The organism is Rickettsiales bacterium (genome assembly GCA_033762595.1).
Taxonomy (GTDB): domain Bacteria; phylum Pseudomonadota; class Alphaproteobacteria; order Rickettsiales; family UBA8987; genus JANPLD01.
In genome coordinates this window covers 1-16714 of the sequence record JANRLM010000016.1, presented here as the reverse complement: position 1 = coordinate 16714, position 16714 = coordinate 1, and the positions used below count along the sequence as shown (strand labels likewise).

The window sequence follows — 16714 nt, the reverse complement described above, 5'->3', positions numbered from 1 at the left end:
GCCATCAAAGACATAATCAGTTGAGTAATGAATTAGTTTTGCATCAATTTTTTTGCAAAAATCAGCGATAATTTTTACCGCATTAACATTTATTGCGTTGCAGATTTCCCTCTCATCTTCGGCTTTATCAACGGCAGTGTAAGCGATGCAATTTATAATATAATCCGGCTTGAAATTAAGTTTATCTAAAAAATTCTGCACTTCATTTAGTTGTGTGAAATCAACATCTTCCCTATCTGCAAACTCAGCTTTGTAATTTTTATTATCACTCAATAACTCATAAAAATTTGAGCCTAATTGGCCGTTTTTTCCAAAAACTAGAATATTCATATTTTGTAAGTGCATTTGTTTTTTTGTGCTTGGTGCACCTGATAGGAGTTGAACCTACGGCCTTATCTTCCGGAGAGATACGCTCTATCCACTGAGCTACAGGTGCTAATCGTATTATATTTACATCAAGAACAGCTTTATATCCCTTAAAATTATAGCATTATCAAATTTAATTTGGAGTTTTTGTAAAATTATATTCAAATTAGAACAATATTTACAATAATTTCAAATAGATAGTTCTTTCTAACCAGCAGTAAATTTGTTATAATGAAGTTGTTCTTATTGTTGGGGGGTTCTGGGGAAGTTTGCCTCAGTTACTTCGGAAATACTATCCTAAGTTCGCAATACTGAGATGCAAACACCCCTTAAATCATCGCCTGTTAATAATCAACGGAATCCGAATTCTCAAGCTTCTTCTACTGCAAATTCTTCTGCTTCAAAAAATAAAAAGGCAAAAATTAAACTGCCTGCTTTTCTAGAAAAAACTAATGAATATCTAAAAAATAATTTTTGTGATGAAACGGAAATTATCGGCCTTGATATTCAGCCAAGCGGAATAAAACTCTGCCAAGCAAGGGAAAATAAGGGAGTCTGGCAGATTGTTAAGCTTGCAGAGCAACAAGTTCTTAACACTTCCAGCCAAGATGCTCTTACAAAAAATAAAAAAGTTTATGTAAAATCGCTGAAGGAAATTTTTTCAAAAAATAAAATCAATAATAAAAATGTTGCGATAGCAATTCCGGCTTCAATTGCGATTATAAAAACTATCCAATTGCCTTTAATGTCTAGGGAAAACCTTGATAGGGCAACAAGAATCCCTTCTTTCTGGCAGAATTTAGTTCAGCTCTCTGAGAATATTTCAGAATATTTAATTTATTATCGCATCATAAAGGAAATCCCAGAAAAGAAGGAGATGGAGGTTCTTTTTGTTGCTTGTAAAAATGAAGATTTGAAGATTTATCGCTCAATCATTGAAGAGGCAAATTTGAATTTAGTGGTGGTAGATGTTGGTTGTTTTTCTATAAATAACCTCTCAAAGCTAAAGAAAGCTGAGGATTCCCAGCAAAAAGTTTTTCTAAAAATTGGCAAAGATGAAAATTATCTGCAGGTTTTGAAAGATGCCAAGCCAATTATTTTTGATATTTTTGTGCCAGAAAATGAGAAGATTTATATTAATGAATTTCTGCAAGACGCATCTTTTTCTCAGCGTTTTTCATCGCAATTAAAGCATATAATTTCTAAATATGAAGAGTCTGGAGAAAAAATTTCTGAAATTCAAGTTATTTCAGCGGAAGCAAATATTGAAAATTTTATTGAGTTACTTAAGCCAAAATTTGAAAATATTAGTCTTAAAAATGCTGATTTGTTTAAGAATATTGAGTTTCCTCACAAATTATCATCGCAAGAAAATTTATCTCAAAATAATTCAGGTTGGGCGATTTCTGCAGGTTTAGCAACCAGAAAACTTGATATATTCGTTGATGAAAATTCTCAAAATGTTTCAGAGGCGATAAATCTTCTGCCAGATTCTTCTGCTTTAATTGAAAATTTGCGAGCAAAATTTTATTCAAAAATTATATTTACTTTTTCAGTGATTTTTAGCTTGGGATTTCTGCTTATTTTTTCGGGAATTTCCTACATAAATTATCATTCAAGTATTAGGGAAATTACTGAATTTAACCGCTTGAATAAAATCTATCAAGAAAAGCAAAAGCAATTTAATGAAATCAGCCAAAAAAGCGGAACGCTTAATAAGCTTGTGAAAATTAAAGATTCTATAAATTTGAATCAGCCAATTTTGATTAATGCAATTCAGGAAATCAGTAGCAATATTCCAGAAGGTGTTTGGCTTGAGCAAGTTGATTTTATAGAGGCTGGTAAAATTATTATTTTAGGCAAAAGTTATGAGGAGCAACCTGTAATAAATTTTTCAAGAATCTTAGACAAAAGCGAAATTTTGCTTGGAATGTATATTTCAAACATAAAATTAATTAACCTTGAGAATGGCGGATATGTTAGAGAATTTTCAATTCAAGGTGAAGTAAAAAAATAAGGTGATTGGTAATAATAATTAGGTGTCACCTCGCAACAAGTGCGGGGTGACTATGAGGTAAATGGAAAAAAATCTACACTTTGTAAAAATTTTATAAATAATTTATGGCAATAGATTTGAATGCAGATGTTGGTAAGATTTTGAAGGATTTTTTATCCGGTAAAAAATCTGATCCAACTACAAAAAGGGGTAAGAAAACCCTCAACGAGCACTATCGCCAGGCGATTTTGAAAACAATAATTATTTTGTGTTTTTTAATTTCAATTTGCTATGCGATAAATTTAATTTCTAGCAATCCAATTATTCGTGATAATTCAGAATTTACTTCATCAGAACAAATTTCCAATGAACTTGCAACCTTAGAGAATAATTTAACTCTAGGGCAGTCAATGCTTAAGAAAAATAAAGAAATTGTTTCAGAGTTAATTAATCATTTTTCAGAAATTGAGGGTTCAAAAAATCTATTTCGTATATTGAGTGTTTTGGCGTCTGAGAATAATTTGGCGGTCAAAAACATAACAAAAGGCAACACTGAAGATATTTCTTTGCCAGCAAACCATCAAAAAAACTCAGTTTTCCTTGAAATTGATGGCATTTATGCAAATTATATTTCTTTCAAGCTTGCTTTGCTTGAGCAAAAACCGGTGCTTACAATTAATAGTGAAAAAATTGAAGTTACCACTACCAGCTATGGTGAAAGGAAGCTTTCTATCAAGCTAGAGATTACTGATTATTCAGTTGATAAGAAGATTTATAAAGATTTGCTATAAATATTAGCTCTCCCGATGGGAGAGGCTTAGAGAATAAAAAAACAAAAAACAAAAATTATGAAAAATTTTTCTAAGTTTTTTTTGGTTGTAATTATTTTAGGGCTTGGTTTTCAAGTTGTTGCCGAAAATAAATTCAAATTAGTTGATGCTAAAAATATTTCTAATGTGAGAGACCCATTTTCGCCAACTTCTGGTAATATAATTAGTTCAAAATCATTGGAAGATTCCTCTGATGCAGAATCATTTGCCAAATCCTCAAATCCATTAACAGCCTCAAAGTTAAATACATTCAAAGTTGTTGGGGTGATTATTTCTGAAAAAGGTAAGGTTGCAGGCGTAAAGGCTGTAAATGGCTTAGATTATGTGGTTTCGGCAGGTGATTATATCGGCTCAGAGGGCGGTAAAGTTAGTGAAATAACTTTTGAAGGTGTAACAATTTCTTCTTCAGAAGGCAAAGTTTTCATTCCAGTAAGTAACAAATTAGAGGTAAAGCTTGATAAGAAATCTGAATAAATATTTCATTCTAGCGATTCTAGTAATTGCTTTGAATTCTTGTAATAAAGGCTCTCAGCTTGCACCTAATGAAAATGAGCTGATTGAGAAAAAGCAAACTTTCAACAAGGAAAAATTTGTTGAGCAAAGCAAGGAGAGATCGGTTGCTGATTATGTTTTAGGGCCAAAAATTGATAATAATTACAAATTAGAAAAGCGAGAAAATTATCGCAAGCTTATTAATCAAGAGGAAAATTTTGACTATGTGGATATTCCTGAGCTTGAAAAAAATAATTTCAAAATCTCTATAAACACTGAAAATACAGACATTAGAACATTTGCGGAAATGGTTTCTAAAATTTCAGGAATGAATATTTTAGTTTCTGATGAAGTTACGGGCAATGTAAATGCGAAGTTAAAAGATGTTCTTTGGGCTTCAATGTTAGATTCAGTATTGAAAACAAAAAAGCTAGAAAAATATGTAGATACAAAATCAAATATTATAAGAATTCACGATCAATCAACCGTTGTTCAACTTGAAGAATTTGATCAAAAAAGAAAGGAAAATGTTCAGCGTGCATTACTTCTTAAAAAAGCCTCGCAACCCTTAATTACTGAGATTTTTAAGCTGTTTTATACCAAGCCAGCCCAAGTTAAAACCACTATTGATCAAGTTCTGAAAACGCAAGGTTTAAGACTAGATAGCGTTAGAAATATTGATCCTGAAATTACAATAGATGAAAGGAAAAATCTACTCATTGTTAAATCTCGCAAGGAAGATATGAAGATTATTTCTGATTTAATTTCTGAGTTAGATACTCGCACTCAGCAAGTTTATATTGAGGCCTTTATTGTAGAAATCAGTGATGATTTTGATAGGGTTTTTGGTTCTCGCTTTGGCGTATCGGGTAATAATCTATTTGGAAAAAATGTTTCATCAACTGGTGTAACTGGTGCAACTGCGCCAACAACGCAAACTTTGGGTGCTATTGATGGTTCGGTTTCTAATCTGCCAGTTGCCTCGCCAACTGGTGCTTTAGGAGTGTTAACTGGAATTGGTAGCTCAGCTGATTTGAAGCTAGAGCTTAGTGCTTTAGAAAGGCAGGGTTTAACTAAAGTGGTTTCAAATCCTAAGATTTTTACGCTTGATAATCAAGAGGCAGTTATATTCCAAGGTAATGAAGTGCCATTTGAAACGGTTTCGCAAGATGGCACGCAAATTCAATTTAAGGAAGCTGGTTTGAAGCTTGCGGTTACCCCTTCAATTGTGGGTGATGGAAATTTGATGTTAAACCTTGCGGTTAACAAAGATTCTGCTGATTTAACGCTTGAAAATCCGCCAATTTCAAAAAGCGAAATTAGAACAAATCTAGTAACTAAAGATGGTGAAATTGTTGTGATGGGCGGAATTTATACTGAGTCAAAAATTACGGCTCGTGATAAGGTTCCGGGGCTTGGTGATGTGCCAATGTTTGGCAGAGCATTTAGAAGAGATTCAAGAGATGATGGAAGAAAAGAATTAATAATCTTCATCGCTCCAAAAGTTTTATAATGCTTACACTTCCTAAAGATACAGATAAATTATTACTGGAATTTCTAAGAAATTCTAATACGATTTCTGAGGAGCAAATTTCAGAAGCAGAAACTTTTGCAAAAGCAATTTCTTCTGGGGTTATTGATGCTCTTATCCAAACTAACGCCATTAATGAGGAGCAAATTGCTGATAATTTCTGTTCTTCTTATGGGTTAAGTCGTTCAAAAGTTAGGCTTTCAAATATTAAAGTTCGCCCCTTGCAAGATACAATTACGGATCAATTCATTATCAAAAAAAGAATTGTTCCAGTGGATAAATCAGGCGATAAAGTTTATGTTGCGGTTGCTGATCCATCTGCACTTGAATCATTTAACAATATGCAGGTGATTTCAAATGCAAATTTGGTTGAGGCAAGTGTTGTTTCACTCTCTGAAATGCAGGAATATCTTGAAACCCTAAAAAGTAAAATGGACGATGATTTCTTGCGTTCTTTAGAGGCACAAACTGATGAAGATGATGAAAATATTCTTACTCAAACTGGTGCGACGAAAAATAATAATGTAATACCTGATTATTTGCTTGGTATTGATGAAGAAAAGAAAGAGAAAAAATCAAGAATTATTGCTGGCACAGATGTTATAGATTTCGTTGAAAGTATTCTCTCAAACGCAATAGCAATGGGCGTTAGCGATATTCACATTGAACCATTTAGAGAAAACGCTCAAGTGCGATATAGAAAAGATGGCGTTTTGCAGGTTATGGAAGAATTTACGGATTTTCTAAATCTTAATTATTCCGCAGTTATTGCTCGCCTAAAAATTCTTGCGAACTTAGATATTTCTGAAAGAAGGCTTCCGCAAGATGGTGCAATAACTTCGCAACTTGCCGAGAAATCAGTTGATTTGAGGGTTTCAATTCTGCCAACCGTTAATGGTGAAAGGGTGGTGATGAGGATTTTAGATCCAGATGCCGCCAATTTTACGCTCAATGAGCTTGGTATTCCTGAAGAAAATCTTAAAAAACTCCGCAAAGCAATTCATTCTCCGCAAGGAATGCTCTTGGTTACAGGGCCAACTGGCTCTGGTAAATCAACAACACTTTATGCGGCACTTAAAGAAATAAATAAGCCGGGTGTTAATATTCTAACCGCTGAAGACCCTGTTGAATATGACCTAAAAGGAGTTGGGCAGGTGCAAGTTCGTGATAATATCGGTCTTAGTTTTGCGGCAGCTTTGAGATCATTCTTAAGGCAAGATCCTGAGGTGATAATGGTGGGTGAAATTCGTGATAAAGAAACCAGTGATATTGCAATAAAAGCCGCACTCACTGGCCATATGGTGATGAGCACACTACACACAAACGATGCGGCAAGCACAATTACAAGGCTTCTCAATATGGGTGTTCCGAGTTACTTGATAACATCAGCATTGAATTTAGTTTTAGCGCAAAGATTGGCTCGTAAAAACTGCCCGCATTGTTTAGCTGATGATAATAATGTCAAAGCCACAACCCTTATTGAGCTTGGTTTTAGTGAGGAAGAAGTTAAAAATTTTAAGCCTCAAAAATCCAAAGGCTGTGATAGATGTAATGATACGGGAATTAAAGGTAGAGTTGGTATTCACGAGATTTTGCCAGTAAATGCAAGGCTAAAAGAAGCAATTTTGAGTAACGCAACAGAAGCACAAATGGTTGAGGTTGCTAAAAAAGATGGGTTTGAAACCCTGCAAGAAGTTGGACGAAGATTCATCAGAGAGGGCAAAATTTCAGTTGAAGAATATAAACGAGTTTTAGTGCTGGATTAGATCGTTTATCGTTAATGGTTTATCGTTGATGGATAAAATATTTTTCTATCAACCATCAACTATAAACCATCAACCTTAGAAAGTTATGAAAATATTTAATTGGGAAGGTTTTGAAGGTAATCTGCCAAGGAATGGCATTGTTGAGGCTGATTCTCAGGAGAAGGCTATTCAGATGATTTCTAAACAAGGAATTATAGTTACACAAATTTCTCAAGTGGAAACTGAAGCTGATGAAAAATCTGAAGAAAAGCCAGTAAAATATAAAGCCAAAGCGATAAAAAATAAGGATAAAATCATCTTTACTAAAAAATTAGTAACGATGGTTAAATCTGGTTTACCAATTCTAAAAACCCTCAAAATGCTTGAGGAGCAAGCAGAAAACAAACATCTAAGAGTTGTTGCAAATAAAATTAGAACTGATGTTGAGGCAGGCACAACCCTTTCAGATGCATTTGCAGAGCATAATGAAGTTTTTGATCAAGTTTATATAAACCTCCTAAAAGCTGGGGAATCAAGCGGAAAGCTTACTATATTCCTTGAAAAATTAGTCCAGCATTTAGCGAAAATTGAGAATATTCGTAAAAAAGTTCGTGGTGCTTTGATGTATCCGATAATAGTTTTTTGCGTTGCAATAATTGTAATAATTATAATGCTTGTGAAGGTTGTGCCTGTGTTTCAGGCGATGTTTCAATCAATGGGTAATGAACTTCCGGGGCCAACTCAATTTATAGTTAATGTTAGTGAGTTTGTTAGAGACCCTTCCGGTGGTGGGGTTTTAGTAGCAATATTAATTGGTGTGGTTTTTGTTTTGAGAAATTTTCGTAAGAAAAATTTTGAGTTTAGAAGAAAAACCGATCAATTATTCCTAAAAATTCCTCTACTTGGTGATGTGATAATAAAATCAACGCTATCAAAAATTGCGATGATATCTGCTAACCTTTCTGCAGCTGGTGTTTCTGTAATTGAGACTTTTAATATAATATCAAAATCAATATCAAACATAATATTTTTAGAAGCGTTTGATGGCATTAAGAAGGGTGTAACGGAAGGTAAAAGTTTATCGCAGTTATATTCTTCTTATGAAATCTTTCCGCCAACTTTTCACCAGATGATTTCAATTGGTGAAGAAACTGGTAGGCTTGATGAAATGCTAACAGCGGTTGCAAATTATTATGAGGAAGAATTTGATATGCTAGTTGATAAAATGACCGAGCTTTTAGAGCCCATAATGATTGTATTTATGGGTGTAACGGTTGGTTTTATTATAATCGCAATGTATATGCCAATCTTCCAAATCGGTAAGGCAGTACAGGGTGGTTAGAAATTGGGAGTGATTACTATCCAAGATTTTAGCTACTTTACCGCCAATTGTCACCCCGTGCTTGTCACGGGGTTAATGGTTGAAGGTGTTTTCAAAACTCAAGTTTTGAGCTTGATTTTTGATTAACCCCGCAACAAGTGCGGGGTGACAATTGTGAAGAAATGACGCATTTATAAAAGTTTTTATTACAATATTTCATTTTGATACAAGTTTTAACAGGTAGAAAAGAATTGATTTTTATTTCCTTTTTATTTGTATAAAAATTGAAATTATCCTTTAATTTCAATAATTTAGTTGACAAAGCGGTCAGCTTATAGTAAATTTACTTTTGTGAGCTTTTTAACAAACCCTTGGAGGATAAAATGACATCTCAAGTTTCTATAAATAAAAAAAATCAATCAGGTTTTACATTAATTGAATTACTGATTGTGGTTGCGATTTTAGGATTACTCGCTGCAATTGGTATTCCACAATATCAGGGTTATCAAGCTCAAGCGAGAGTTAATGCTACAAGGTCACTCCATACTGAAATGGTAAAATTAATTGGGGCAGAACTTGCAAAATGCACAGCAGGTGCAACAAATATGCTTGAAAACAGCGCGAATGTTGTAGCTTGCAATGGTGCAATTGGTGCAGTTGCTGATGCTTTTGTTGCATATGGTAATGCTTCAAGCGATAACCCATATGATGCTACTGTTCAGCCTTATACTAATGCTGCATCAACTGTAAATGGTGTAACTTCAGTTGTTGGTGCTGGTTCAACATTAACTATCACAACAACTTGGGCTGGTGGTAATGCTACGCAGACTATCACTAGAGAGTAATTTTCTTGAAATTACAATCTAAATTTTCCCCTTGTTAAAGAATACTTTACAAGGGGATTTTTTTTGAAAAAATTTATTAAAAAATTGTAAATGCAATTAGCAAAAATAAATAAGAAAGATGGCTTTAGTTTAATAGAGCTTATGATAGTAGTCGCAATTCTTGGTGTGCTTGGAGCAATAGGTATAAAGCAATATTCAGGCTATGTTGATAATGCCAATATAACAAATACAAAAAATAATTTACGAATTATTTTTATGCAACAGCAAGATTATTATAGAAAAAATAATCAATTTTATGCAAGTGGTGCTGCTTGTTCAAATGCAACTGCTGCAATTAATACAAATTTATTTAATGGGCAAAATTCTATTGTGGATACAAAATTTTATTACTGCATAACCCAAACTAACGCTGATAATTTTACAGCTCGTGCGGTTGAAAATTCAGGCTCAAGAAATTTCACCATTAACAATTTGAATGTAACTAATTTTTAGAAATTTTTGTGAAGACAAAATTATTAAATAAAAATTCAGAAAGTGGAAATATTCTAGTTGCATCGCTTTTGCTTATGTTGGCGATGAATTTTTTAGCAATTACACTTGTGCAATCAAGCGTTAGGGAAAATAATATCGCGAATTTTAAGGAGGCAGAATCCTCAAGTTTCTATCTTGCGGAATCTTGCGTTGATGAGGTTGTTACTTGGTTTAAGGGTTTTACAAGGCCACCTACAGCAATTCCATATGTAATTACAAAAGCTAATATTTCGCATTTATATTCAGGTAGTGAATCAACTTCATCACTTGGAAGGCTTGCGAAATATTCTTATAATTGTTCAACCACTGCACTAACAATAAAATCAACATCAGCAGATAGGCAGAATATTGGTGAGGATATTTCAAGTTCAGATGGCTATGGATTATCAGGGGATTTAAGGCCAAAATATTTTTATCAAGTTTCAGCCACTGCATACGGCCCCAATAATACTGAGAAAAAACTAAGAAATATCCTTTCGGTGGAGTATTAGTTATTTGTCACCCCGCACTTGTTGCTGGGTTAATGGGTAAAAGTAACTTTAATTGATGGGTTGAGCTTATATAATGGTTAACCCCGCAACAAGTGCGGGGTGACATTAAGGTGGAAAAAGCTAGCAAATAAACAACATGAAAAAAACTATTAAAATATTTTTTATAATAATTTCTTTAATGAGTTTTAATCAAGCTTTTGCTTGTGATTTGGGCTTACTACCTTTTGGAAAAGAATATAAAAATATTTTAGAAAAATATAAAATTGAAACTGAAATTTATGATAGAAAAAATTTTGAATTAAACACAAGAGGGCAGAAAATTTGCTCTCAACTTAAAAATTATCAGGTTTCGTTTTTATTTATAGATAAAAAATTTTCATCTATCAGAATTGAAAATTTAGAAAAAGCAAATTTCAAATTATATAAAATTATCGCTGAAAATTATGGTGAGCCAATAAACAAGCCGAATTTGGCGAGTGTGGATAATTCTTACGCAAGCTATATTGATATTGAAGATTATTATATCAGCTACAAAAATTCTCTGAAAGATAAACACGAAATGGCAATAATTACGCCTAAAAAATATTTAGATAAATACTCAAACTATATGCAAAATTTGAGTGAGGATAAGGAAAAAGAGGATTAAAAAATGAAATTTTTTATTCACATATTTTTATTATTTTTGCTTTTTGCAAATAGCATTTTTTCGAGCGGCGAAGTTTTTGCAAAATCTCCACCACCTGGTTCTGGCTCAGCTGATGTTCCAGCAAATATATTATTAATGCTTGATACTTCCGGCAGTATGGCAGATCCTGCAACGCCTGGCACAACAAGGTATCCAACAGATGTTGCCTTTGATAGTCAGGGTAATATTTATGTTTCAATCTATTATGATTATGTTGAAAAATATAGCCCAACAGGTGAATATATAACAAGGTGGGGTGGCACAACATTTTCAGGTGTTAATGGTAGGTTTGATTTTACTTACGCAATCGCCATTGATGCGAATGATAATGTTTATGTTTCAGATATGGGCAATGCCCGTGTGCAGAAATTTGATAGTGATGGAAATCATTTGCAAAATTTTAATTTACTCTCAGGTAGTGCATTTGGCGTAACGATTGATAATTCTGGCAATGTTTATGCTGTTAATGGCAGTGGTAGAATTGAGAAATTTAGTCCATCTGGCACAAGGCTTGCAACTTCATCTAGCTCATTCAATAATATTAGGCATATTACTTTTGATGCAACCACCAATTCAATTTTCGCAGCAAGGGGTTCCTCTCAGCGTGTTTCAAGGTTTGATTTGAATCTAAATTACCAATCGCAATTTTCTCTATCTTGGGATCCCATCGGAATTGAAGCTGATAAAGATGGTAATTTAATTATTTCTCGCTCCTCTGGCCATAGGGTTTATAGATATACAAACACTGGAACATTGCTAAATACTTGGGGGAATAGCTCCTCAGGTAGTGCAGCGGATAGATTTAATTCACCAAGAGGAATTGGAATAAGAGCTGATAACACTCCGTTTATTGCAGATTATAACAATCATAGAATTAAAAATTCTACTGGTTCAATAATAATTGTTCGTCAAGGTAATGCGAAAACTTTACTAAGAGTAATGCAAGATGTTATCAAAAATATTGTTTCAGATAGTAATTTAACTTCAGGTGCTAATTTTGGTTTAATGAGATGGAGTACTAACGCTCAAATGCTTGTAAATGTTAGTGAAACAGGCTCTCAACAAATTTTTAATAGCGTGGATAGTTTAACGCCTAATGGCTGGACATATCTTGATAACGCAATGGCACTTGCAAGAAATTATTTTCTTGGAACAAGCACACCAATGAACCCTAATGCACCTTGTCAGCAGAACATTTTGATAGTTATTAGTGATGGTTTTTGGGAAGATAATACGGCCTCCAATGATGCGAAATTTTTATTTGATAATTATGGTATAAAAACCTTTACAATCGGCTTTGCAACTACTGGAAATGAAAATTATGTTACGCTTTCCCAAAAGGGCGGAACTTATCCTGATTCCCCACTTTATGCGGAAGATGAATCAAGCCTGCTTGATGTTTTGGCAAATTATATAAGGCAAATTATTTCAACGCAATTAACATTCACCGTTCCAACAATTATTCCAGGGATAACAAATAGTGATCATATTTTGCAATCAACTTTTATGTTCAAGAAAGATCACCAATGGAAAGGAAGATTGCTAAAATACTCACTTTCAAATGATGGCTCTATTGGAAGTTTAATCTGGGACGCTGGCGAAATCTTAAACACAACGCCTGCGAATAATCGTCAAATATGGAGTGTTGCGAATGGCTTAACGCACTCATTAAATAATTTTACAACTAGCAATTTAGATAGGTTAAGGCTTGGCTTAGAAGAAAATATTTCAACTTCAATGACAGATGAAGCCTTGAATAATTTAATAGAATTTATTCGCGGTAAAGATAGTTATAATGAATATCCTACTGGTAAAGATGATGAAAACCAAACTCTTTTAACTGGTGAAAGGTGGAAACTTGCGGATATTTATCACTCAAAGGCGGTGGCGGTTGGTAAGCCTTCTGCCTATTTTTCTGATGTCGCAAACCAAAATTCCGAGACTTATTATCGTGCAATAAACAATTACAAAGGCTTTAGAGATGGATCTTCTTGTGGTGGAAATTGCTCTGCTCGTGAAGAAATTATTTATGTTGGTTCAAATTCTGGAATGCTCCACGCAATAAGCTCAGAGACTGGGCAGGAAAAATGGGCATTTATTCCCCCCGGTTTATTGCCGAATTTAAGAAATATAATTTCTTCTCAAGCTGGAAAATCAGTTAGTATATATGGCGTTGATGGCTCACCAGCTGTTAAAGATATTTTTTATAATGGTTCTTGGAAAACAATTTTACTTGGCGGTTTAAGGCAGGGTGGTGGTTCATATTTTGCATTGGATATAACAAACCCAAATAATCCGAAGCATTTATTTAGTTTTGCATATAATAAAATTACGAATAAAGTTAGCTATTTTGGTGAAGATGGAACTCGCTTAGATTATGATGCATCTGGCGTAATCCCTGCTGAATATGATTATTCTAAAATAGGTGAGGCTTGGTCTGATCCGCTAATATTAAATATAAAAATCGGCTCTGTTCGTAAATGGGTTGGAATTTTTGGTGGTGGTTATAACAACAACATCAATCCAAATTATGGTAATTATATTTATGTAATAGATTTAGAAAATGGTGGCAGGGTTATTGAGAAAATTTTAATCCCAGATTCTTCATCTGGAAATCAAATAATAAATTCTATTCCGCCTCGTTTATCTGCAATTACCGCAGATACCACTACAAGTTTTACCTATGCAGGTGCCTATATTTATTTCACTGATTTAGAAGGTGCGATGTGGAAAGTGAATTTAAGTAATAACGGCATTTTATATCAAACTCAGCGTATATTTGATAATCAATCCACGGCTGAAAATGACAGAATGTGCTTTCATCAGCTTACTCCTACAATAACCGAAGAAGGGAAGTTTATCGCATATTTCGGCACGGCCGATATGTCAAGAATTGGTAGGGTTTCAGCCAATATCGCAAATCGTGCCTTTGGTGTTATTGATAGCACCTATCCAAATTTCGCAAGCCAACCTGTGTTTAATTCATCTTCATTGCAAAATGTTACTGCAAATGGTTCTGCTTGCCCTGTGGAATCTCAAAAAGGTTGGTTTATCAATCTTGATGCGAATGAGAAAATCACCGCTTCCGCAACGCTTAGAAATAAAAGCGTAATATTTTCTCGCTATAAACCAGATACTCTTAATTTATGTAGTGCTGGAACTTCCAAAATTTCTGAGCATGAATTTATTTGTGGCACAAAACAGCGAGAGGTTGATTTAGGGCAGGGTATGGCAACTGAGGCAATAGTTTACAAAGATAAATTATATATCGGTATAAGTAGTGATGCTGCGTTAACTTCACCACTGCCAGTTGGTTTTGTGAAGCAAGGTAACCTAATTATCGGCAAGCCAGTTGCAACCCCAGAAACAAAGGTTAATAAAGAATATTGGCGAGAAGAATATTAATTTTGTTTATTAGTCGTTGGTTGTTAGTTTTTTGAAGTTCTAACTACCAACTACTAACTACCAATTTCTAAATTTTATGTTAAAAAAACTTGCAAATTACGCTCGCACTAGAAAACTTTCGGATTTACATATTCACTCTAATAAGCCTGTCGCAATTAGGGTTCACGGCGATATTGAAAAAATTTCTGACGATATAATCTCTGATTCAGATATAAATAATTTCCTGCAAGAAAATTTAGATAATGAGCAAAAAATTTTCTTTGAAAAAAACAAACAAGTGGATTTTGCGGTTGCTAGTGATGATCTTCGCTTTCGTGTGAATGCATATCTTACAGCCACAGGGCCTGCACTCGTTTTAAGAAAAATTGAAACAGAAATTCCACCGATTGAAAAACTCGGCCTTCCGCAAGCAATGTTAGATATTGTCAACGCTGATAACGGCCTTGTGCTTGTTACGGGGCCAACGGGTTCTGGTAAATCAACCTCACTTGCCTCACTTGTGAATGAGATAAATAAAACCAGACCCGGCAATATAATCACCGTTGAAGACCCTATAGAATTTGTTCACACTAGCCAAAAATGCATCGTTTCACAGAGGGAAATCGGCAGAGATGCAGTTAGTTTCGCCCACGCCCTAAAAGCTATGCTTCGTGAAGACCCAGATTTTATTTTACTTGGTGAGATGCGTGATATGGAAACAATTTCTCTCGCACTTACGGCTGCTGAAACTGGCCACTTAGTTTTTGGAACTTTGCATACAAATGGTGCGGCCAACTCAATCAACAGGATTATTGACGTTTTCCCTTCTGAGCAACAAGCACAAATTCGCTCGCAATTATCGCAATCTTTGCGATTGGTAGTTACGCAAACTTTACTGAAAAGAGCTGATGGAATGGGCAGAACAGCAGCTTTTGAAGTGATGGTGAATACGCCAGCAATTTCAAATTTAATTCGTGAGAATAAAATCTTCCAGATTGATCAAGCCCTGCAAACTGGCAGAGCTTATGGAATGATGACGATGGAAGATTCCCTAAAAAAACTAATTTCAATGGGCATTATTTCCGAAGATGCGGTTTAGGTTTTTAAGAAAATTGTCACCCCGCATTTATTGCGGGGTTAATTTCAATAATATGTTTCATTCCCGCGAAAGCGGGAATCCAAAGGAAAATAGATACCCGCTTCCGCGGGTATGAATTTAGATTTGAAGATTTGTAAAAACAAATGCAACATAAAACTAAAAATGGTTTTACATTATTAGAGTTGATGGTAGTGCTTGCGATTATTGCCACTGCCACAATTTTTGCGATACCCAATTTTAAGGAATGGCAAGTTAGAGATTCTTTAGAAAATTCAATTAATACGATTTATTCAAACTTAACTGAGGCAAGGCTTTCAGCTTTTTCACTCAACACTACTACAAGGGTAAATATTTCAAAATCAGGTAATAATTACACAATTTCAACATTCAAATTCGCAACGCCAACTAACACTTGTAACCCTGCTATGGCGGGTTGGAGTTCTCTTAAAACAACGCAAATTCGCCTAAATGAAAATTTTAATATTTCAGGTTCTGGCATAGGTGATATTTGTTTTTATAGAGATAGCTCATCAAATGGTGGTGCGTTAAATTTTACTGAGGTTAATAGCCCAGCAATTTATAATATGTCTGCGAATATTGATGTAATAATCGCCACTGGTTTTGTTGATTTGATAAAAAATTAATTTTTTATGAACAAAAAAAATCAAAAAGGTTTTTCGTTGATTGAAGCATTAATAGCTACTGCAATTAGTGGTATTGCTTTTGTTGGTGTTTTTGGCTTAACGGGCTATTCAGCAAATTCTATAAATTCAGCAACAAAACAGCAATCTTTGCAAGAAATCGCAAATCAAATTGTAGAAGTTATAGAAACTGACAAAGCAAATATCTTAAATTATAATATGAGCTTTGCAACTTGCGTTGCTCCAACACAAGGGCAAACTGCTGAATATCATCAAAATAGATATAAATGGTGCAGAATGTTAAATAATCTGGTTGGTAATCCAAAGGCTGGTGATGTGCGTAATATCTCAGTTGTGAGTGGTGTGAATCAAGTTACTCTACATATTACATTGCAGGCAACTGGCGGATACCCAGAGGTGGTTCTAAAAAAAATATATGACAATTAAAACGAAAAATAAAAATTCAGGCTATTCAATTTTGGAGTTAGTGCTTGCGGTTTTCACAAGCTCTATAGTTTTGCTTGGTGCTTATTCCGCTTATACTATTGTTGCTGAACAATTTAAGCGAAATAATCTTATTTCAGAAATTAGAGATTTTGCGATGCCTACCATCAGGTTAATCTCAAGGGATTTACGCCTTGCGGGCTATAAAGAAGTTGATGCAAATGTTGAGTCAACTATGGGTAATATTGAAACTCCTATTACCATCACAGATTCTGGCACTTCCGCTTGCTGTGATAGTCTGCAGATAGTTTAT

At 34.3% G+C, this 16714-nt stretch carries 16 protein-coding genes and 1 tRNA gene; 15 read left to right on the top strand and 2 right to left on the bottom strand.

The features are described from left to right. Together SFT90_01185 and SFT90_01180 are read right to left on the bottom strand one after the other, a co-directional pair. A partial coding sequence (locus tag SFT90_01185) for a sugar nucleotide-binding protein (protein ID MDX1949095.1) occupies window positions 1–330 on the bottom strand: 330 nt, incomplete at its 3' end. 30 nt (window positions 331–360) lie between these two features. Continuing rightward, a tRNA-Arg gene (locus SFT90_01180) sits at window positions 361–436 on the bottom strand. 246 nt (window positions 437–682) lie between these two features. On the opposite strand from SFT90_01180, the gene pilM reads away from it, so the two are divergent. The 15 genes from pilM to SFT90_01105 form a co-directional block, all read left to right on the top strand. Next, on the top strand, window positions 683–2383 hold the full coding sequence (gene pilM / locus SFT90_01175; GenBank protein ID MDX1949094.1) for a pilus assembly protein PilM: 1701 nt from the start codon (window positions 683–685) through the stop codon (window positions 2381–2383). 104 nt (window positions 2384–2487) lie between these two features. Beyond that, complete coding sequence (locus SFT90_01170) at window positions 2488–3153, top strand: hypothetical protein (GenBank protein ID MDX1949093.1); 666 nt, start codon at window positions 2488–2490, stop codon at window positions 3151–3153. Between the two features lie 57 nt (window positions 3154–3210). Then, a complete protein-coding gene (locus tag SFT90_01165; GenBank protein MDX1949092.1) occupies window positions 3211–3666 on the top strand; it encodes a pilus assembly protein PilP in 456 nt (151 codons plus the stop codon). A 31-nt stretch (window positions 3667–3697) separates the two neighbouring features. After that, the gene (gene pilQ, locus SFT90_01160) at window positions 3698–5197 is read left to right on the top strand and encodes a type IV pilus secretin PilQ (GenBank protein MDX1949091.1); all 1500 of its coding nucleotides are present in this window, start codon (window positions 3698–3700) and stop codon (window positions 5195–5197) included. Continuing rightward, complete coding sequence (locus tag SFT90_01155) at window positions 5197–6981, top strand: ATPase, T2SS/T4P/T4SS family (protein MDX1949090.1); 1785 nt, start codon at window positions 5197–5199, stop codon at window positions 6979–6981. The genes pilQ and SFT90_01155 overlap by 1 nt, the downstream gene beginning before the upstream one ends. Window positions 6982–7066: 85 nt before the next feature. Next, window positions 7067–8302, top strand: coding sequence for a type II secretion system F family protein (locus SFT90_01150; protein ID MDX1949089.1), 1236 nt, complete (start codon window positions 7067–7069; stop codon window positions 8300–8302). A gap of 362 nt (window positions 8303–8664) precedes the next feature. After that, window positions 8665–9126, top strand: a complete 462-nt coding sequence (locus SFT90_01145; protein MDX1949088.1) for a prepilin-type N-terminal cleavage/methylation domain-containing protein — start codon at window positions 8665–8667, stop codon at window positions 9124–9126. Window positions 9127–9216: 90 nt separating this feature from the next. Then, window positions 9217–9618 carry a prepilin-type N-terminal cleavage/methylation domain-containing protein gene (locus tag SFT90_01140; protein MDX1949087.1) on the top strand — a complete coding sequence of 134 codons (402 nt, stop codon included), beginning with the start codon at window positions 9217–9219 and terminating at the stop codon, window positions 9616–9618. An 8-nt stretch (window positions 9619–9626) separates the two neighbouring features. Beyond that, on the top strand, window positions 9627–10148 hold the full coding sequence (locus SFT90_01135) for a pilus assembly PilX N-terminal domain-containing protein (GenBank protein MDX1949086.1): 522 nt from the start codon (window positions 9627–9629) through the stop codon (window positions 10146–10148). Between the two features lie 136 nt (window positions 10149–10284). Continuing rightward, the gene (locus tag SFT90_01130) at window positions 10285–10794 is read left to right on the top strand and encodes a hypothetical protein (protein MDX1949085.1); all 510 of its coding nucleotides are present in this window, start codon (window positions 10285–10287) and stop codon (window positions 10792–10794) included. 3 nt (window positions 10795–10797) lie between these two features. Further along, on the top strand, window positions 10798–14238 hold the full coding sequence (locus tag SFT90_01125) for a PilC/PilY family type IV pilus protein (GenBank protein MDX1949084.1): 3441 nt from the start codon (window positions 10798–10800) through the stop codon (window positions 14236–14238). 76 nt (window positions 14239–14314) lie between these two features. Continuing rightward, window positions 14315–15316 (top strand): type IV pilus twitching motility protein PilT, encoded by a 1002-nt coding sequence (locus SFT90_01120; protein ID MDX1949083.1) that lies wholly within the window; start codon window positions 14315–14317, stop codon window positions 15314–15316. Between the two features lie 143 nt (window positions 15317–15459). Continuing rightward, window positions 15460–15960: a prepilin-type N-terminal cleavage/methylation domain-containing protein gene (locus tag SFT90_01115; protein MDX1949082.1), complete on the top strand. Its 501-nt coding sequence runs from the start codon at window positions 15460–15462 to the stop codon at window positions 15958–15960. A 6-nt stretch (window positions 15961–15966) separates the two neighbouring features. Continuing rightward, complete coding sequence (locus SFT90_01110; GenBank protein MDX1949081.1) at window positions 15967–16404, top strand: type II secretion system protein; 438 nt, start codon at window positions 15967–15969, stop codon at window positions 16402–16404. Beyond that, a partial coding sequence (locus SFT90_01105) for a hypothetical protein (GenBank protein ID MDX1949080.1) occupies window positions 16394–16714 on the top strand: 321 nt, incomplete at its 3' end. The genes SFT90_01110 and SFT90_01105, both read left to right, overlap by 11 nt.

Excerpts from the sequence above, each read along its gene's own strand:
- SFT90_01110 (MDX1949081.1), top strand. The coding sequence starts at position 15,967 with ATGAACAAAAAAAATCAAAAAGGTTTTTCGTTGATTGAAGCATTAATA.
- SFT90_01145 (MDX1949088.1), top strand. The coding sequence starts at position 8,665 with ATGACATCTCAAGTTTCTATAAATAAAAAAAATCAATCAGGTTTTACA.
- SFT90_01165 (MDX1949092.1), top strand. The coding sequence starts at position 3,211 with ATGAAAAATTTTTCTAAGTTTTTTTTGGTTGTAATTATTTTAGGGCTT.
- SFT90_01150 (MDX1949089.1), top strand. The coding sequence starts at position 7,067 with ATGAAAATATTTAATTGGGAAGGTTTTGAAGGTAATCTGCCAAGGAAT.
- SFT90_01140 (MDX1949087.1), top strand. The coding sequence starts at position 9,217 with ATGCAATTAGCAAAAATAAATAAGAAAGATGGCTTTAGTTTAATAGAG.
- pilM (MDX1949094.1), top strand. The coding sequence starts at position 683 with ATGCAAACACCCCTTAAATCATCGCCTGTTAATAATCAACGGAATCCG.
- SFT90_01115 (MDX1949082.1), top strand. The coding sequence starts at position 15,460 with ATGCAACATAAAACTAAAAATGGTTTTACATTATTAGAGTTGATGGTA.
- SFT90_01125 (MDX1949084.1), top strand. The coding sequence starts at position 10,798 with ATGAAATTTTTTATTCACATATTTTTATTATTTTTGCTTTTTGCAAAT.
- SFT90_01130 (MDX1949085.1), top strand. The coding sequence starts at position 10,285 with ATGAAAAAAACTATTAAAATATTTTTTATAATAATTTCTTTAATGAGT.
- SFT90_01170 (MDX1949093.1), top strand. The coding sequence starts at position 2,488 with ATGGCAATAGATTTGAATGCAGATGTTGGTAAGATTTTGAAGGATTTT.
- SFT90_01120 (MDX1949083.1), top strand. The coding sequence starts at position 14,315 with ATGTTAAAAAAACTTGCAAATTACGCTCGCACTAGAAAACTTTCGGAT.
- SFT90_01155 (MDX1949090.1), top strand. The coding sequence starts at position 5,197 with ATGCTTACACTTCCTAAAGATACAGATAAATTATTACTGGAATTTCTA.